General features: G+C 69.7%; 16 protein-coding genes and 1 pseudogene. 8 read left to right on the forward strand and 9 right to left on the reverse strand.

Annotated features, from left to right (window positions below):
- Positions 1-351: 351 nt before the first annotated feature.
- Both AB0F81_RS01465 and AB0F81_RS01470 read left to right on the forward strand, forming a co-directional pair.
- Positions 352-990 (forward strand): hypothetical protein, encoded by a 639-nt coding sequence (locus tag AB0F81_RS01465; RefSeq protein WP_360189176.1) that lies wholly within the window; start codon positions 352-354, stop codon positions 988-990.
- A 417-nt stretch (positions 991-1,407) separates the two neighbouring features.
- Positions 1,408-2,874 (forward strand): nitronate monooxygenase, encoded by a 1,467-nt coding sequence (locus AB0F81_RS01470; RefSeq protein WP_328465913.1) that lies wholly within the window; start codon positions 1,408-1,410, stop codon positions 2,872-2,874.
- Between the two features lie 216 nt (positions 2,875-3,090).
- On the opposite strand, the gene AB0F81_RS01475 is transcribed toward AB0F81_RS01470, so the two are convergent.
- Genes AB0F81_RS01475 through AB0F81_RS01490 form a run of 4 tightly spaced genes read right to left on the reverse strand, consistent with a single transcriptional unit; the run spans position 3,091 to position 7,579 of the window.
- Positions 3,091-4,482, reverse strand: a complete 1,392-nt coding sequence (locus AB0F81_RS01475) for a multicopper oxidase domain-containing protein (RefSeq protein ID WP_360189180.1) — start codon at positions 4,480-4,482, stop codon at positions 3,091-3,093.
- 3 nt (positions 4,483-4,485) lie between these two features.
- Positions 4,486-5,715 (reverse strand): hypothetical protein, encoded by a 1,230-nt coding sequence (locus AB0F81_RS01480; protein ID WP_328465917.1) that lies wholly within the window; start codon positions 5,713-5,715, stop codon positions 4,486-4,488.
- Complete coding sequence (locus AB0F81_RS01485) at positions 5,712-6,845, reverse strand: hypothetical protein (protein WP_328465919.1); 1,134 nt, start codon at positions 6,843-6,845, stop codon at positions 5,712-5,714. Before AB0F81_RS01485 ends, AB0F81_RS01480 begins: the two co-directional genes overlap by 4 nt.
- A complete protein-coding gene (locus tag AB0F81_RS01490; RefSeq protein ID WP_360189185.1) occupies positions 6,842-7,579 on the reverse strand; it encodes a helix-turn-helix domain-containing protein in 738 nt (245 codons plus the stop codon). The genes AB0F81_RS01485 and AB0F81_RS01490 overlap by 4 nt, the downstream gene beginning before the upstream one ends.
- Positions 7,580-7,628: 49 nt before the next feature.
- Between AB0F81_RS01490 and AB0F81_RS01495 the strand changes: the two genes are divergently transcribed.
- Positions 7,629-8,441 carry a DUF2249 domain-containing protein gene (locus AB0F81_RS01495; protein WP_328465923.1) on the forward strand — a complete coding sequence of 271 codons (813 nt, stop codon included), beginning with the start codon at positions 7,629-7,631 and terminating at the stop codon, positions 8,439-8,441.
- A 263-nt stretch (positions 8,442-8,704) separates the two neighbouring features.
- On the opposite strand, the gene AB0F81_RS01500 is transcribed toward AB0F81_RS01495, so the two are convergent.
- The gene (locus AB0F81_RS01500) at positions 8,705-9,346 is read right to left on the reverse strand and encodes a rod shape-determining protein (RefSeq protein ID WP_328465925.1); all 642 of its coding nucleotides are present in this window, start codon (positions 9,344-9,346) and stop codon (positions 8,705-8,707) included.
- Between the two features lie 235 nt (positions 9,347-9,581).
- Positions 9,582-10,166, reverse strand: a complete 585-nt coding sequence (locus AB0F81_RS01505) for a TraR/DksA C4-type zinc finger protein (protein WP_360189190.1) — start codon at positions 10,164-10,166, stop codon at positions 9,582-9,584.
- Positions 10,167-10,742: 576 nt separating this feature from the next.
- On the opposite strand from AB0F81_RS01505, the gene epsC reads away from it, so the two are divergent.
- The 3 genes from epsC (at position 10,743) to AB0F81_RS01520 (ending at position 12,964) form a co-directional block, all read left to right on the forward strand.
- Positions 10,743-11,306 carry a serine O-acetyltransferase EpsC gene (gene epsC / locus AB0F81_RS01510; RefSeq protein ID WP_328465929.1) on the forward strand — a complete coding sequence of 188 codons (564 nt, stop codon included), beginning with the start codon at positions 10,743-10,745 and terminating at the stop codon, positions 11,304-11,306.
- Between the two features lie 3 nt (positions 11,307-11,309).
- Positions 11,310-12,230 carry a cysteine synthase A gene (cysK, locus tag AB0F81_RS01515; RefSeq protein WP_328465931.1) on the forward strand — a complete coding sequence of 307 codons (921 nt, stop codon included), beginning with the start codon at positions 11,310-11,312 and terminating at the stop codon, positions 12,228-12,230.
- A gap of 257 nt (positions 12,231-12,487) precedes the next feature.
- Positions 12,488-12,964, forward strand: a complete 477-nt coding sequence (locus tag AB0F81_RS01520) for a cyclic nucleotide-binding domain-containing protein (protein WP_328465933.1) — start codon at positions 12,488-12,490, stop codon at positions 12,962-12,964.
- 95 nt (positions 12,965-13,059) lie between these two features.
- On the opposite strand, the pseudogene AB0F81_RS01525 reads toward AB0F81_RS01520, so the two are convergent.
- The 3 genes and pseudogenes from AB0F81_RS01525 to AB0F81_RS01535 all read right to left on the reverse strand — a co-directional run.
- Positions 13,060-13,908: pseudogene (locus tag AB0F81_RS01525) on the reverse strand (MCP four helix bundle domain-containing protein); the annotation flags it as partial.
- 248 nt (positions 13,909-14,156) lie between these two features.
- The gene (locus AB0F81_RS01530; RefSeq protein ID WP_328465945.1) at positions 14,157-14,624 is read right to left on the reverse strand and encodes a hypothetical protein; all 468 of its coding nucleotides are present in this window, start codon (positions 14,622-14,624) and stop codon (positions 14,157-14,159) included.
- Between the two features lie 246 nt (positions 14,625-14,870).
- Positions 14,871-15,638, reverse strand: coding sequence for an SRPBCC family protein (locus AB0F81_RS01535; protein ID WP_328465947.1), 768 nt, complete (start codon positions 15,636-15,638; stop codon positions 14,871-14,873).
- Positions 15,639-16,013: 375 nt separating this feature from the next.
- Here AB0F81_RS01535 and AB0F81_RS01540 point away from each other — a divergent pair, with 375 nt between their 5' ends.
- Both AB0F81_RS01540 and AB0F81_RS01545 read left to right on the forward strand, forming a co-directional pair.
- A complete protein-coding gene (locus tag AB0F81_RS01540; protein WP_328465949.1) occupies positions 16,014-16,253 on the forward strand; it encodes a hypothetical protein in 240 nt (79 codons plus the stop codon).
- 33 nt (positions 16,254-16,286) lie between these two features.
- On the forward strand, positions 16,287-16,919 hold the full coding sequence (locus tag AB0F81_RS01545; RefSeq protein WP_328465951.1) for a hypothetical protein: 633 nt from the start codon (positions 16,287-16,289) through the stop codon (positions 16,917-16,919).
- Positions 16,920-17,216 lie beyond the last annotated feature (297 nt).

Below are 17,216 nucleotides of genomic sequence, written 5' to 3' on the forward strand. Positions count from 1 at the left end.
ACAGACAGGGACAGCAATACGGGTGTCACCTGACTGCGCGAGCACCATTGCGGAACCTCACCTCCAGTCGCCTAAGCTGGGCGGGTGGCGCTGCGGGCGGGGAGGGTCGCCGCCGGATCGGACGATGGCTGATCGGCCGCGTCCCGTGTGACACGGCTGTCCGTTAGGAGGGTGACGGTGCCTCCGGTGACGGACTAACGTCCGAAACCGTGATGGTCCGTTCACCCGCGGTAAGGATGTGATCGTCGTGAAACCTCCCGCAGCACCCGAAACCGCACGAACGCAGCCCGCCGTGCGGAACGGCGGCGCAACCGCCTTGGTGCGTGGACCAGCGTCGCCTCGGATCTGGCCGTGAACCATGCCTTCAGGGCAGCGTGGGTGCCGTACGTGCCCGGCCGTAGCGGTCAGGCCACGTCGGGGATGGCGCAGCGGTGGGCGGAACAGCAGGCCGCCGCGCGTAATCGTCCGGTCGTGTCGGTCGTCGCGGGTAAGACCGTCAATGTGGGTCCGATCTTCCGCTGCCGCAGCGGCAGCCGCGAATCCTTGCCGATGGTTCACCTACCCGGTGGGGCCGGCGCCGTTGTCGTCGCGACACCGACATTCGAGGTGGTGCAGCGGGCGGCACAGCTGTCGGCGGGCAGCGCCATGGTCGTGATCGACGACCGAGGCCCGAACCGGCTCACCGGCTGGGCAGGCGCGCTCGGCGCCACAAACCTTGACAACGGGCAGCCCGCCACACTCGATCCGACCGTGCGTGAGTACATCACCGACCTCGTCCTGTTCGACACCAACCAGTACGCCGAAGGCTGGAGCCGCGACAGCGCGCACAAACTGCTCGCCGAGATGGCCGCAGCCGGACTGCTGGAAAGGGCCGTCGTCCTCGGCGCTCTCGTGGCGTACGGCGTCTCCGCCCGCGGGCTGACTGTCATCGCCAGTCTCATCGACCTGATCCTGCCGGTCGCCACCTTGTTCGCCACGCCACCGGACTGACACGTCGGGAGTCACGTGGGTGCCACCGTGACCACATGCGGGGTCGTTTACCGCAGATGTTGACCGAGACGGGTTGCTTACGAAGAGGCCTCTGCGCGCACGCCGATGACCAAGGGCATGCTCGATCGGGCCATCCGCCCCTACCGGTACGCCAAGCGTTTACGCAGGCTGCACATGGACCATCGAGCTGCGGAAATGTGATGCGGTCACCCATGACATGGTGCGGATCCAGCTTGCGGAGAAGGAACCGCCCGCGCCGGCACGCGGTTCGGACAGTGCAGCGATGAGGAGGGCGAGCATGGTTCCCTACCGGTTGGGGGAAGCGGTCAAGAGCGGTACCGGCCTGCGTTCGGCTGCCGACGGTCTGGCAGCGGCTGAACCATTGGCCCGCCCACTGCGGGCTGGCAGGCCGTGTCGATGACGGCCGCGGAACTGACACCGGATCCCACCAATCCTCCCGTGCTCATTCAAGGCGGGATGGGCGTCGGCGTCTCCGGCTGGCGGCTCGCCCGCGCTGTGGGCCGGACCGGGCAGCTCGGAGTGGTGTCCGGGGTTGCCCTCGACGCCCTGCTCGCGCGGCGGCTGCAGCACGGCGACGAGGGCGGGCACGTGCGGCATGCCTTGGCGCACTTTCCGGTCGCCTCGGTTGCGCAGTGCGTGCTGGACCGGTATTTCGTGCCGGGCGGGGTGCCGGACGGCCGGCCGTTGCGGCCGGTACCGCAGCTCGGATTGCGGCCTCAGCGTCACGCTCAGCAGTTGACGATCGTGGCGAACTTCGTGGAGGTGTTCCTGGCCAAGCAGGGACATGACGGCCCGGTCGGTGTGAACTACCTGGAGAAGATTCAGCTGGCAACGCCGGCGGCGGTGTACGGGGCGATGCTCGCCGGAGTGGACTACGTCCTGATGGGCGCCGGGCTGCCCACCGAGGTCCCGGGTCTGCTGGACGCGCTGGCGGGGCACCGCCTCGCGCAGCTGTCCGTGACGGTGCACGGGGCGGCGCCCGGCGAGGACCGTCACGTCACCATCGATCCCCACGATCTGCTGGGTGGGGACATCGGCCGGCTGCGGCGGCCTCGGCTGCTGGCCATCGTGTCGTCGGCCACGCTGGCCGCCTATCTGGCCCGCGACGAGGCGACCCGCCCGGACGGCTTCGTCCTGGAGACCTCGGGCGCGGGTGGTCACAGCGCTCGGCCTCGCGGGCGGCTGACCGTCGACGACGACGGAGAACCTGTGTACGGCCCGCGTGATCACCTCGACGTGCCCAAGGTTGCCGCTCTCGGACTGCCGTTCTGGTTGGCCGGTGGGCAGAGCAGCCCCGAACGGCTGGCCGCTGCCCAGGCCGCGGGCGCCGCCGGAATCCAGGTCGGCACGGCATTCGCGTTGTGCCGGGAGTCAGGACTCGATGACGATCTCAGGAAGCGGCTGCTCCGCCAGGCCGCCCAGGGGACCCTGATCGTGTGTAACGATGTCCGGGCCTCGCCCACCGGGTTCCCGTTCAAAATGGTGTCATTGCCTGGCACCACCGCCGACGAACAGGTCTACGCCGAGCGGCCACGGCTATGCGACCTCGGCTACCTGCGCAACCCGTACCGGCGATCCGACGGCAAGGTGGGATTCCGCTGCCCGGCGGAACCAGTCGACGAATACGTGCGCAAGGGCGGGTCGGCGGACGACACCGTAGGCAGCCGATGTCTGTGCAACGGCTTGGTCGCCACCGTGGGATTCGGCCAGCGACGGCCCGACAACTACGTCGAACCGCCACTAGTGACCCTCGGACAGGATCTCGCCTTCCTGCCGCACCTGACCCCGGACGGCGACGACTACACCGCCGCGGACGTCGTCAGATACCTGCTCGCCGCCGCGCCGGCGGACACGGCGGCCTGACGTCGCCGGATGTCCTCGCGAATCCCGCGACGAGCGCAGCGGCTTGTGCTTGCGGACGTACGCCGCCAGGGCGTTAGCCACGGCGCGACCGGGTGTGCCGTGGCCGCTCGGCAGGTGCAGGCCTTCGCTTTGACCGGTTGCCGCTTGGACATTCGGCACAACGTGCCCAACGGTGTCGTCGCCGCCGAACTGGGCCCGCCTGACTATGTCAGTTCGTCACTGGACGTCGATCAGGCCGCGGGCGCCGCGTTCGGCGTCGACCATGACGTGGCTGACGAACGGATAGTGGCCAGGTTCGGGCAGGACGGTTTCGACGAATCCGCCACCGGCTGGTGTCAGGTCGAGGACCTGGGCGGCTCCGGCGTCGGCGGGGCGTAGCCGCCACCGGCCTTCCCTGTACACGGTGTCGAAGTGGGCGCCGACGATGTGGAATGCGCTGGTGCGGTTCGGTCCGGCGTTGAGGACCCAGATCCGGACGCGGTCACCGGCGCGGGCGGTCAGCGGCTGGTGCGCGTACTGGTTGACGTAGCCGTTGAAGACCACCGCGTCGGGCTGCTCAGCCTGCATCTTGGCCAGGTCGCCGGGTTTTCCGTCGGCGCCGAGGTAGAGCTCGGATTGTACGAGGACGTACTCGTGATCGACGGCCGGCAGGCCGGGTGGGTCGATGATGACGGCGCCGTACATGCCGTTGCCGATGTGGTGCAGCATCGGCATGGTCGAGCAGTGGTACATCCAGATCCCGGCCTTGGTGGCGGTGAACCGGTAGACCAGTCGTTCGCCGGGGTTGATGGGCCGCATCGGCTCGTCGGGGGCGAGCGCGCCGGCGTGGAAGTCGACGCCGTGGTCGAGGCTGCCGTCGTTGATCAGGGTGATCTCGAAGGTGTCACCGACCCGGCCGCGCAGGACAGGACCCGGAGTGGTGCCGTTGAACGTCCACAGCTGCTGGACGACTCCGGGTGCGATCTCGTGTTGGACTTCCTGCACGCGCAGGTCGAGCCGGTGCAGCCGGCCGGTGGGGGCCGATGGTGCGGTGGCATCGCGGGCGGTGAAGCCGGCGGCCGGGGTGGCCATGGCGTCGATCGAAGGTGCCGCCGCGGGAACGTCGCTGGCTGCGTGGCCGGTGTTGTGATCGCCGTCTGCCAGTGATTGTTGCGCGGTGGTGGTGATGGTGAGGGTCATGCCGGACTGCCGGTGTCCGGGCAGGGAGCACCAGCCTTCGACGGTGGCGCCGATGACGCCGGCGTCGAGACGGGCGGTGTCGTCCGGGCCGATGGTCGGCGTTTTGGCGCCGGTGGCCAGGGCGAGGTCGTGGCGGCGCCGGTCCTTGTTGGTCAGTTCGATGACGAGCCGGTCGCCGGCGGGAACGGTGATCCGGTCCGGGTGGAAGCGCATGCCGTCGGCGGTGACCGCCACGGTGGTGGTGCGCCCGGTTGCGGTGACCTGGGCGGCGGCGGACGCCGGTGCCGGGCTGCCGCCGGTGATGCGCTGGGCGGCGGCGCCGACGAGCACGGCGAGGAGGACGAGGGCCAGGCCGGTGGCGAACCCGCCGAGAGGCCGGTGTCCGCCCGTCGCGGGTCGCGGCTCGGCCGGGGGAGTGGGGTGCGGCATGGGTTACCTCCGGGCGGTGAGCAGCACGCGGGCGGCCGGGATGAGGAACTGCACGACGGCCGCCAGGACGAGTAACGACGTGGTGATGCGGATGTACGGGCCGACCGGCAGCAGGAAGACGGCCAGGGCGGCGTTGGCCATGCTCACCCGCTGGGCGGCGTGCCGGTCGAGGACCGCGGCGCGCATGCGTACTGCGGCCGGACCGCCACCGAGCGCCATGGGTAGCAGGTAGGCGAGCGAGCCGATCAGCACTTGCGCGACGAAGCCGACGAGCAGGGGAGTCAGCACGGTGCTGAACCGGTCTGCGGCCGCGGCCGGGCTGTCGGCGCTGGCCAGGATGACGGCGTCGACGGTGAGGGCGATGGACAGCCATCCGCCGGCCGCGGCGATGGACCAGGACGCGAAGGAGGCCGGTGGTTTGCCGCGGGCGGCGCGCCACGCGGGCACGGCGGTCAGGACGGCGGCCGCAGCGAACACGGCGAGCCCTCCGACGGCGAGCAGTGGCCACCAGGCCAGCACGCCGATCGCCAGGATGGTCAGGCCGGTCACCGCGGCGGGCAGCGCGGTGCGGCTGGCCGCGGTCGCGCCGTCGGGAATCCGGGTGCGCAGCACGGTAGGCCAGAAGGTGAGCAGCGTGCCCAGCACGGTCAGGATGACCCAGCCGAGCAGGTTGACGTGGGCGTGGAACAGTAGCAGCCGCGGCCGTGCGGCGTCGTCGACGACGAGCATCCACGCGCCGACCGGGACACCGACCAGCAACGCTGCCGCGGCGGTCAGGTAGTAGTGAACGGTGACCGTGAAACGCGCTGGGACGGCCGCGTGCAGCCGGCGGATCAGCCAGGCCAGGTGGGAGACGACGGCGGTGAACACGGCGACTGCGCCGGCCACGCCCATCGAGGGCCGATCGGTGACGCCGCTGGCCAGAACACCAGCCACCCCGACGTTGTGCAGCACCAGCCGACCCACCACGCTGTAGCGGTGTGCCGGTGCCGGCACCCGCAGGATGGTGGAGGTGAAGTGGGCGCTCCACACCAGAATCGCGTTGGTGACCGCGCCGAGCAGCAGCAGATGCATGCCCAGCCACCGCCAAGCCGGCAGCCACGGATGGGCCACCGCGACAACGACCAGCGCGGCCAGGTAGGCCAGCGGCAGCGCCGCCAGCCGCCGGTGCCACCGAGCGCGCTCGCTCAGACCGGCGGTCCCGGCCGATGCGGAGCTCTGAATACTGGTCATGGGGTCACCACCACGGCGGCTGGCCGGCCGGCTGTGGAGCCCGCCCTGGACCGGGCAATCGACAGCCCGAGGGCGCAGCCGGCGAAGCTGACGACCGCAGCCACGTTGACCACTCCTGCCCACCGCCACACCGCCTCCAGCCCGGCGGCGTCACCGAGCCCGATGCGGACCAGCAGCGACAGATGCAGAACGGCGAGTGGCACGTACAGCAGACGGTGGTACGGCAACGGCCGGCGCAGCACGGCGGGCAGGATCACCGGCGCGTGCACGAAGATCATTGACATGGTGAAGCCGAGGAACACCGCGTGCAGCACCGCGTCGTACTGGGGTCCGTCCAGGACGGCGCCGATGCCGGCCCACAGCAGGCCGGCCAGGGCGAGCCAGGCGTAGCCGGCCAGCAGGCCCACGGCGATGTAGCGCGGCAGGCCAGTCGCCCGTACGGTCCGCCGGGCCACGTCGTACACCACCAGCCATCCGGTGACGGCCAGCAGCCCGGCGCCGAACAGCTGGGTTCCGGCCGCGGGGGCGACGGTACTCGCTGCGGCACCGACCACCAATGCAAATAGTGCGGCGAGAAACCATCGGGGTGCCCGCGCGTCACGCAGTCCGACATGGGCCAACTCGAGCCGTTCACCAGCGATGGTCGCCACGACGAACACGGCAAGCCACGGCACGGTCTCGGCCACGGCGAACCCGGCCAGCCACAGCAACGTCGTCGCGTACCAGGCGAACGCTCCGGCCGCCTGGGCGAGCAGAGCGACGCTCGGCTGGCGCTGCCACAACGCCCGATACACACCCAGCAGGACCACCGACGCCAGCATCAACAACCCGTACCCAGGCACACTCGGGCCGTCGAGCACCAGCACGAACGCTCCCGTCCCGGAGCAGGCCGGCCCCAGTAGCGCCCAGCGGGCACCGAGCGCGACCGCTCGTTCCAGGGCGATCAGCGTGCCGACGAACCCGAACACCATCACCGGTCCGTGCACCTGCTCCAGCGTCGTCGTGGGGGCGGGCACCGGCACGGCCAGCAGCAGCATCGCGGCGTACAAGCCGGTCGCGAGCGCGAACCCGCCGGCGGCCAGAGCCGGTACCCGCCAGGCGACCGGGAGCCGGCCGGGCGGTGTGCTCACTGCTGCACCTCGGAAGTGCTGGGCCCGGCGAGCCGGGACGTCCCCGGTGACACGGCGGCCGGTAGGTGGACGACGCACGCCGCAGGTGCGCCGAACGGTTCCAGGACGGTTCCGTCGGCGGGCACGCTGCGCTGCTCGAGGATCCCGCGCACGACACCGGCGTGCAGGCCGCACATCGCGTCCGGGTTCTGTCCGACCAGATCCAGGAACGGGCAGGTGCGCAGATGCACCGCGACCGGCGCGCCCGGGGGAGCGGACTGCGGGTGCGGGTCGAAGCCGAGGCCGCCCAACACCGTGGTGACGGCCTCGACCGGATCGTCGGTCGCCGGGCCGGCCGCGGCCAGTTGTCGGCCCCAGTCCCGGCCGACCCGCCCCGCGGCCTCCCGTACATCGCCGTCGGCGCCGGCCAGGTGTTCCAGCAGGGCCGCGGCCAGCGACCGGTACGGCGCCGGAGCCGGGTCGGCGGTGGTGGCCCGATACCGCCAGGCAGGCCGCCCTGGCAGCCCACCACTGGCCCGCGCCCTCACCAGCAACCCCGCCGTGACCAGACGCTCCAGATGAGCACGAGTCGTGGACAGGTGCTGCCCGGTCTGGGCGGCCACGTCCGCGGCGGTCAACCCGCCCGCTGCGTCACGAATCAGGCCCAGGATGGTCACCCGGCTGTCCGACCCCAGCGCCCGGTGCCGGGGAGTGTCGATCGTCTCGCCGGCCGGGCCTATCCGCGTGGTTTCCACGGGGTCTAACGTTACAACGCCAAACGGCGTCAAAACCCTGGAGGGTTTCATGTCACAAGATTCCGGAGCGGACCGGCGCGCGGCACAGGCCGTCGTCGCACACCACAGCGAGCTGGCCGCGGACCTGACCAGGCACGTCAACAACCTGTTGCAAGCGGCGGAGATCGGCAGCCTGCGGCAGGTCTGGCAGTTCCGCGACGACCTCCTGGGATGGCTGCACGCCGAGCTGCTCCCGCACGCCAAAGCTGAAGAAGCAGCGCTGTACCCGGCCGCGGCCGAACTGCCCGAAGGCCGGCTGCTGATCGACGGCATGCTGGACGAACATCGGATCATCGCCGCGCTCGTCACCGAGCTCGCGGAAACCAGCGCGCCGGTCGCGGCCGCCGCAGCGGCCCGCGCCTTGCAGGCGGTCTTCGCCACCCACCTGCGCAAAGAGAACGAACTCGTCGTTCCCCTGCTCGTTGCCGCCGCCGGGGTGAGCCTCGCCGCCCTACTCGACGGGTTGCACGACCTGATCGGCGGTCACACCGGACAACCCTCCGGCGGGGGCTGCGGCGGCCACGGCAGCTGCGGCTGCGGCGGCGACGCTCCCGGCGCCGCCGCCGCGTCGGCCGCGGTGTTGACCATCGACCCGCGCCTGGACGTACGCGACCTGCCGCACGGACAGCGGCACGCCCAAGTCCTGGCAGCGCTCGACACCCTGCCCGCCGACGGTGCTCTGGTACTCGTGGCGCCGCACGCCCCGCTGCCGCTGCTCGCCGAAATCGACGCCCACTACGGCGGGCGAATGACCGCCGACTGGCTCCAGGACGGACCCGACGTGTGGCAGATCCGGCTGCACCGAGTACCCGTCGCCGCCTGAACACACCGCGACCATCGCCGCCGGACCCGGCAGCGCCTGTCCCGTGCCGGTCCGGCGGCGGACGTACACCGGCGTTGGCCTCAGCCGGTGTTCAGTCCGCCGACGCCGGCGAGCTGCGCAGCCTCCGACATTTCGCAGTAAGAAGGCGCTGCCGCGCCGGACCAGGAGGGTCGCCTCCCCTCCCCGCCCAGTCCCGTGTTTGACAACGGCGCCTGGCCGGCTCCCACCTGGGAGGTTCGCGTGGCGAACCTCAACTGCACCTGTCAGACAGCGGGGTGGCGCAGGGCCGCCAGCGCGGCCTGCCCGGCACCGTCAAGGGCCGCGGTCCGCGGGGAGGCGGCGCATCGCACCGAGATGCCCAGGACACGGGACAGGCACTCCGGCAGACCAGAAAGTAGGGCGCCGTCACCGGCCAGGAGCATTCCGTTGGCGGTTGCGGCGGAGGCGACCTCGGTGACAGCCGGTTCGGTGAGCAGGATCGCGACGTTTCGATTGATGACGTCGGTGAGCACCTCGGGGCCGGCGGCGGGGCCGACGTCGCAGGTTCCGATATCAAGATTGCGAGCCGCCACGACGAAGCCGCGGTCGAGGACGGCGATCTCGGTCAGCTGGGCGCCGATGTCGACGACCAGCAGAGGACCCGTCGGGACACGGGCGTCCATCGCGGCGGCCCGGACCGTGTCGAGCAACATCAGCCGGGACGGAGCGAAGACCGTGGTCATGAGGCGTCGCAGGGCGTACTGCTCGGCGGTGGTGGCGTTGACCGGCTGGCAGCAGACCACCACGGCCCCCGCCGGCAGCGGCTTGCGGAAGCGGCGCGCGAGTCCCGTCAGCAGGGCCTGACAGCCTGGCGCGTCGACGATCCTGCCGCGACGTACGAGGGTGCCGCTGGAAGCGTGCAGCATCCCCCGATCGGAGGCCCAGAGCCGGACCCAACCACTGCCGAGATCGACCGCGACGGCGGTCGGAGAAGGCGCACGCGTAGTCCGGCTGGGGCTCGTGGTTACGGACTCCAATGGCATGGTCACGGTGACCTCATTCAAGCGCACAGGGAAGGGCGACACAGGGTGGCGCAGACGGCAGAATCGGGGTGCCGCCGCGCCGGCTGAACCGGCACGGCAGCTGCAGCCCCGAGCGGGCTCAGCCCTTCTGCAGCCGCTGGCAGGGCATGCAGAAGGCGGCGTACGGCAGGATCTCCAACCGCTCCGGATTGATCTGCTGCCCGCATCCCTGGCAGCGGCCATAGGTGCCTTCGGCGATCCGGCGCAGCGCGTCGCCGAGTTGCGCCAGATTCTGCCTGGTGGCCGCCAGCAGAGCCGGGCGGGTGTCTGCCTCAGCAGGGTCGCCGGTGTCCGCGGTGAGTTCGGTGAGCCGGGCGCTCTGCTGTGCGAACTCGGTGGTCAGCGCCGCCCGCTGAGTGGCGAGCCACTGCTGGTCTGCGTGCCCGTGGATGTCAGTGCTCATGTCGAAACCGATCCTTTCCGGAAAACAAAAAAGGCCGAAGCTCGGTAGCTTCGCCCTCCTGGCCGTCTCCTGCGATGGAACGGTTGCGGGAGGACCACGCCCGGCACGGATCGGGCTCGGCAGCCCGTAGGTGGACGCCACCGTCGTCGACTGCGGCACTGCGGTGGTCACCAGACGCGCCGCAGCGGTCCGGTGTGCGCGCGCCGGCGCGGGCGTCGCGACGGCGACGCCCGGGTCCATGAGGCGCGCGGCAGCAAGCATGGGCCCACCATAGGCCGCCCGTGCCGAGGAAACCAATGCGGCGATCCACCGCGGGCCTCGGCGCGCACGCTTGCACCGGACGACTTCCGTACGCTGCGCAACCGCCACCGATCCGTTGACGCCGCCCATGAACGAGAGTCGGCTTCGTCGGCCGTGCAACACGTGCGCCGCGAGCCGGAGAAACGATGCGACCTGGAAGCAGTTTCCGGACGCACGCCGGACCGTATGGTCCGGTCAATGCCGCTGCCGTGCCGATTGACCGTTCACGATGCTCACCCGACTCACGTTCCGTGTCGCTTGTGACAAGGCCGTTGGACCCTGTCCGGCGGCGTTACACGGGCCTACGGTTGCGATCATGAGCGAACCCGGGACGACACGGCACCTCTTGGCCGGCCACCGATTCGCCGTGCCCATGACCGGCGCGCATGTGCGACGCGTCTTCGACGAATGGTGTCTGCGCCGCTGACGGCGCCCCGGACAACCTCCGCCAGGACAGACGGGCCATGCCCGCGACGGGCGGCCCTTCCGCGCTCGCCGTCACTTCACCCCGACACCGTCTTTCGTGGAGAAGCTGACGTGCTTGAAGACCTGCGTGCCGTATACCGCCAAGATCCCGCTCTTTACGGCGTCCGCGTGCTGGAGGCCGTGCTCTACCCCGGCCTGTGGGCGCTGTGGTCGCATCGCCTGGCCCACCGCCTGCACCGCTGCCGGCTGCCGCTGCTGCCGCGGGCCTTGTCGCAGCTGACCCGGCTACTCACCGGCATCGAAATCCACCCCGGCGCCACCATCGGCCGACGGCTGTTCATCGACCACGGCGCCGGCGTCGTCATCGGCGAAACCGCCCGCATCGGCGATGACGTCACCATGTACCACCGGGTCACCCTCGGCGGCCGGGGCTGGCGACGCGACCGCAAAGCAAGCCGCCGCCACCCCACCATCGGCAATCGGGTGATCCTCGGTGTCGGTGCCACCGTCCTCGGGCCCGTCAACATCGGCGACGACGCCGACATCGGTGCTCATTGCCTGGTCGCAACCGACGTGCCCGCCGGGGCGCGGCTGCGTGCCCCCACTGCCGTGCCGACACCTTCCCTCTCTACCGCCTACGCCCGGCATCAGGCCGGCACCGTCCAGGAGCCTTGACAGATGATCTACAGCGACGTCACCGAACTGATCGGCCGTACCCCCCTCGTGCGGCTGGCCCGCTTCGCTGCCGACCTGCCCGCGCAACTTCTGGGCAAACTCGAGTCCGCCAACCCGGGAGGCAGCGTCAAAGACCGCATAGCCATCGCAATGATCGATGCCGCTGAACGCAGCGGCGAACTGACGCCGGGCGCGGCGATCGTGGAAGCGACCAGCGGCAACACCGGCATCGGCCTCGCCCTTGTCGCCGCTGCCCGCGGCTACCGACTGACCCTGACCATGCCGGAAAGCATGAGCGCCGAACGACGCGCCCTGCTCGCCGCGTACGGGGCACATCTTGAGCTCACCCCCGCCGCTGAAGGGATGCCCGGAGCCGTGCACCGCGCCTGGCAACTCGCCGACGAACAGAAAGCCTTCCTGCCCCGCCAGTTCGACAATCCCGCCAACCCGCACGCCCACCGCAACAGCACCGCCCTAGAAATCTGGGACGACACCAACGGCAACGTCGACGCGCTCGTCGCCGGCGTCGGCACCGGCGGCACCATCACCGGAGTCGGCCAGGTCCTCAAGGAAAAGAACCCCGCCCTGCGCGTCATCGCCGTCGAACCCGCCGAGTCGCCCGTGCTGTCCGGCGGCCCGGCCGGACCACACGGCATCCAGGGCATCGGCGCCGGCTTCATCCCTGAAGTCCTCGACCCCACCGTCTACGACGACGTCGTCCGCGTCGACATCGAACAGGCCCGCGCCGCCGCCCGCCAGCTGGCCCAGACCGAAGGACTGCTCGTCGGGGTCTCCAGCGGCGCCGCCCTGCACGCCGCGACCATCATCGCGCGCCAGCCCGACCACCACGGGCACACCATCGTGGTGGTGCTACCCGACGGCGGCGAACGCTACCTCAGCACCCCGCTGTTCACGGCGGGCTGACCACCCTCGGACGCGATCTGCATGGCTGAGGAGCGAGCGAACGTCGGACATCACGTCACCAAGGACCTGGCTGAATGCTCCGAGGCTGGCGCCGCCGCCACGCACGGACCGATCAACTCCTGCCACCTCCTGCCGCGTGGGCCCTTCGCCCTGGCAGGGGAATACCGTACGGCCCTCACCGAGCGCGGCCCATCGACGCTTGACTAAAGGGTGTACGCCGGTGACCCCCGCCGGCAATCCGACTCTGAGGAGCAGACGTGTTCACCACCGTCGAAACGCTCGGACAACAGCCGTTCCTGGCCGGATTGACCGACCACCAACTGAGTCTGCTGGCACCACTGACCAGCCGATCGATGTTCCACGCCGGAAACCGGATCTTCCGCGAGGGCACACCGGCCGAGCAGTTCTGGCTGATCACCGATGGCCGAGTATTCCTCGACAGCGAGGTGTCCGGCTACGACAACTTCGTCCTGGAGACCCTGCGATCCCCGACCGTGCTGGGCTGCTCCTGGCTCTTTCCACCGCATCGCTGGCAGTTCGGTGCGGTCGCCGTCAACACCACGCACGCCCTGACGTTCAACGGCCCACTGGTTCGCGCCCTGTTCCAGAGTGATCCGGGACTGGGCTACGAACTGACGACACGCTTCCTGCAGGTCATGGGCGACCGCCTGCACTCGGCCCGCCGCCGGCTGGCGGACTGCCAACGCGCCAGCGGCCACCAAGGCGACCTATGACACCCAACAGCTGGTGGGTGCGGCTGCGCGGATGCCCCCTTGAGCGGAACGAATCCGTCTGACGTCCGTACCGTGTCAGACTCGCAGGGAGGTTATCAAGGACGCCCTCCTGCAAACGCTCGCTCGCGGCGGAGGACGTTTCCTCCGAACGGTCTCGTCTGATCAGACGAGACCGTTCGTATCTGTGCGTTCTTCGTCAGCAGCAGTGCCGGCGCATGCGAAAACCCCCACGGCGCCTGGCCGGGCCGGCCCGTCGGCCCGCTGGCCGGCCCGGCAGCAGACTCCCTAGGGATGAGGGATTGATCGCGAGTTCGCTGGCATGCCGAGGATTCCGGCGTCAATGGCGGAAACTGCCCACGATATCCGTGAGGTCGGTGGCCAGGCGGGTGAGACTGTCTGCGGCTTGCTGGGTGGTGCGCGCACCTTCGGCGGTCGCGGCGGCTACGTCGGCGACGCCGGAGACAGTACGGGCTACGTCGCCGCACGGTGCTGACCGTGCGGGCCACGAGGACACCGATGGCCAGAGAGAGGACGAAACCGGCAGCGAGGATGATGATCAGAAGGGTGCGCCCAGACTGATAGGTCGACTCGGCATGGTCAGCGCCGGCCTGAGCCTGAGCTTCTTCCAACCGGTCAAGGACTAAGAGCGCTTCGCTGACCTGGTCGAATGCTAGGTCGTAGCTGCTGTTCGCGGCCGCAGCTGCTTCCACAATCCGGCCGGCGCGGCTGGGCTGCAGGACCTGCTCGTCGGCGATCCGGCGAGACGCAGCCAATCCCGTCCGGAACCCATCGCGGGCGGTTTGCTCGTCGGTGGTGGCCTCTGTCGAGATGTATTCGCTCCACAGGACGTCAACCTGGCCGCGAAAGCCGGCGAGTTCCTGGTCCAGCTTCTTCCTCTCTCCGGAGTCGTCGCTGATCACGTGCCGCAGGATGGTCGCGCGGACTTCGTTGACGTTGCCGACAGGACTTTACCGAGCATTGGCAGGTCAGCCTGCAGGCGGCGGCGCTGCCGCTCACGGTCCTTGTCCATCACCGCTCCGTTCATTGAGCACTCCTCCACCGAGGCTGGCAGCCGGCCTACGCAGGCAGTCGGCTGTTCTCCAGCGAATACCACCGAAGCGCACGATGTGTTCGGAAAGCACCAACAACTGAAGTTCGGTGGTAGAGGTGTCGCACTGCCCGTGTCGGATCGCTAACTACCCTGCAGCGCGAGAAGAACAAATGCTGCTCCGGCTGCGGCGAACAGCGCACCCAGACCCATGACCAGCAAGGTGACCTGCCAGGCCTGGTATGCGCCCAGGAGAGCCCCGCGCAAGCTCTGCCCCATGAACGCGGTCTCACGAAGGCGCGCCAAACGCTCATCATCGCGTCCACCCGCCATGCATTCGTCGGCGATCTGCGAGTACGTGCGGCCGCCGGTGGCCTTGACAACGTGAACTGCTATCAGCTCGGAATAGGCCCGCGCCTGCACCCCGTTCTGCACCTGCACGCCGGCATAACGCGTCAGGGCGGCGGGCAGCTTCTCTCCGGCCGGGAATCTGATGTGCTGCTGTGCTAACTCTCGGCCGACATCCCGACGTCCTGCCCAGCCCTGGGCGGTCATGACAAAGCCAGCGATGATCAGGACAGCACCGATCAGGCCGAAAGCAACAGAGATCATAGGATTCAGCGTGCGGCACCAGATCGGCTGCTGGCAGGGCCCGGAGGCCTCGACCAGCACGGCCTATAGACCCTGGAGATCAGCGGCTGCGAAGCCAACGGCGGACTGACGCGCTGGTGCGGACGTTGAACCGGTGAAACGCGCCGCTGACAAGCTTGGGCGGTTGCATGCGCGGCGCGTAAGGGCCGATGATGCCCTAACAGTCCGAATCGCTGGCACCTGCCAGTCCCGTGGCTAAATAGAGGATCACGGAGTCGTTCCAGGTGCCGCGCCGTGTTGCCGGACAGGTCTCGCGACGCTGCGGCGGGCGATCCGTTCAGCGCGTTCCTTGATGCCCAACAGCATGCGTCGTTCCATGATCAGGCTGCCGGGCTCCATCACCAGCCGGTAGGCCAGCCGACCGAACCAAGAAGCGTCCGGCAACACGATCCGATTGCGGCTCACCAGCCGCGTCATGCAGCCGTCAGCTTGCAGATGGAAGATCCATACCCAGGTGCCATCGACGGACCAGAACACCAACGACCGTTGATCGTCGAGGATCGTGACTCGCATGCCGGGACCACCCGGGCCGACCGGCAGCACGTCACCGACGGCGAGGTTCTGAAACTGCGGAAGGATCTCGTCGGCGCTGTGCATACCGAGCCCGAACAGGTTCACGATCCAGTCGTATGTGTAGGCGCCACCGCGGCCGCTCCCCATCTGTACCAGCCAAGGCCACACCGCAGAGGTTGGCGCGTCGATAGCGACCGCACGCGTCGACGTCACGTCGGCCCGCGGAAGTAGCTCGTCGCCGGGCAGCCGTGTGGTCGCTTCACCGGCAGTGGCACCCCAGGTGAGATACCAGCGGCGGGCAGGCCGCGAGTACGCCACACCCGCCGCCAGGCCGACAACCGCCGCCCCGGCAGCCAAGGGCCAGGAGGTGGCCAGGGTGAGAGCTTCGCTGCGGGCCTGCCGCTGCAGGCCGAACGCGTGCGACCGTCGACTCCACATCGCTCCAGAGCTGGGCTCAGTCATCGTGCCTCCATTCTTGCGGTCCGCAGGTTCAGCTTGCTCTCCGCTGCACGGTGTCGAACAGGGACCTGCGTCCCGATCCCGAACCCCGCTCGCTTGCTTCCGCAGGCCCGGCCGCCGACCATCTACACGCTGTTTAGTACGCGGCCATGTCCCACGACCAGGAACCTCCGCACCGTCGACGACGTGTGCCGCTCCCGGGTGCCGGGAGTAGCGCGCACGGATGGGTGACGAGGGGACCTCGCTAACGTGTTGGGGTCGCGCGCGTCAGATCGACGGACTACCTTGCCGCGATGACCTGCGGCCCAAGCCGCTGACCAAAGTCGCACGCATCCGCACGGCACGGATCCGTCACCTGATCTTGCGGAGGTGCAGGGCGTGGGCTATCTGGGGCTGCTGCGGCAGCGGCCGGTCCTGGTGCTGTGGTCATCGGCCATGCTCAGCGTGCTCGGGAACCGGCTGTACGGCCTTGCCGTGATGTGGGTCGTATACGCGTCGACCGGCTCCGCCGCGATGATGGGCCTGGTCGCGGTCATCGAATCGGTGCCGTACATCGTGATCGGCACTTTCGGCCGTCGGCTGATCGCCCGGTTCTCGTCTTTCGGGGCCCTCGCCTAGCTCGACGCCGGCCGCGCAGCCGCGGCGTGCGCCGTGCCGCTGCTGTGGTCTCCGGACCGGGGCGGCCTGGTCACCCTATTCGTCCTGGTGTTCGTGCTCGGTCTGCATGGGATCGGCTTCTTCGTGGCCGCGGTGTCCGCGGTCGGGATTCCGGCAGTACTCGCTTCCCGGCTCGGACAGGGCGCCGCCGGGTATGGCCTGGTGCTGGCCGCGATCGGAGTCGGGGCGCTGGCCGGGAACCTGATCATCGGAAACGTGCAGGCGGCCCGGTGGCTACCGACGTACTGCTGCGCGTGGGGGGTCACCGGTATCGCGCTGATCGGCTACAGTGCCGCCCCGTCGCTGCCGGTGATGATCGGCTTCGGGCTGCTGTCCGGCCTGGCGACTCCGGCCGCCGCAGTTACGCTACGTGCCCGGCTGGCGGACTTCGAAGGGCCCGAACGGCTGTGGCTGATCACCGTCGACCAGACCGTCATACGATCCGCAGGCACGGTCGGGATGCTGACTCTGCCACTGGCCATCGACGCTGCCCCGGCCGTCACGTTCGCCGGCGCCGGTGTCTTCCTGGCCGCGGCGGCGATCGTCTCCGGGCTGGTCGCCCGGTGGGCCGTTGCCAGCCGTGCCGCCAAGGAGCGGGTGCTGGCAGCGACCCGGGCCTCCTCCTGACCTGTGGGTCCCGCCGGGGTGCGCCACGGGCGGGACCGACATACTTCCGGCGGCGCCGGCCGGTCAGCTCACGGCGGGCTGAAGTTCCTGCTTCCAGGCGGCCTGCTCCGGGTGTTCCTCGTTGTCGAACTGGACCCAGGTGGTGTCCCAGTCCCACAACATCAGGTCTTCGGGCCGGGCCCTTAGCCGCTCGCCGGACATAGCCGTCAGGAACGGCCCGTCGTCAGCGGCTGCAACTCGCCAACGGCTCGACGCAAGTCGTCGGCACATCAGTGAAAGTCCGCGGCGGTAGGGACC

The organism is Actinoplanes sp. NPDC024001, assembly GCF_040638955.1.
Taxonomy (GTDB): domain Bacteria; phylum Actinomycetota; class Actinomycetes; order Mycobacteriales; family Micromonosporaceae; genus Actinoplanes.

Coding starts and splice junctions, on each gene's coding strand:
- AB0F81_RS01470 (WP_328465913.1), top strand. CDS start 1,408: ATGACGGCCGCGGAACTGACACCGGATCCCACCAATCCTCCCGTGCTC.
- AB0F81_RS01475 (WP_360189180.1), bottom strand. CDS start 4,482: ATGCCGCACCCCACTCCCCCGGCCGAGCCGCGACCCGCGACGGGCGGA.
- AB0F81_RS01480 (WP_328465917.1), bottom strand. CDS start 5,715: ATGACCAGTATTCAGAGCTCCGCATCGGCCGGGACCGCCGGTCTGAGC.
- AB0F81_RS01495 (WP_328465923.1), top strand. CDS start 7,629: ATGTCACAAGATTCCGGAGCGGACCGGCGCGCGGCACAGGCCGTCGTC.
- AB0F81_RS01500 (WP_328465925.1), bottom strand. CDS start 9,346: ATGCTGCACGCTTCCAGCGGCACCCTCGTACGTCGCGGCAGGATCGTC.
- AB0F81_RS01505 (WP_360189190.1), bottom strand. CDS start 10,166: ATGCTTGCTGCCGCGCGCCTCATGGACCCGGGCGTCGCCGTCGCGACG.
- cysK (WP_328465931.1), top strand. CDS start 11,310: ATGATCTACAGCGACGTCACCGAACTGATCGGCCGTACCCCCCTCGTG.
- AB0F81_RS01530 (WP_328465945.1), bottom strand. CDS start 14,624: ATGATCTCTGTTGCTTTCGGCCTGATCGGTGCTGTCCTGATCATCGCT.
- AB0F81_RS01535 (WP_328465947.1), bottom strand. CDS start 15,638: ATGACTGAGCCCAGCTCTGGAGCGATGTGGAGTCGACGGTCGCACGCG.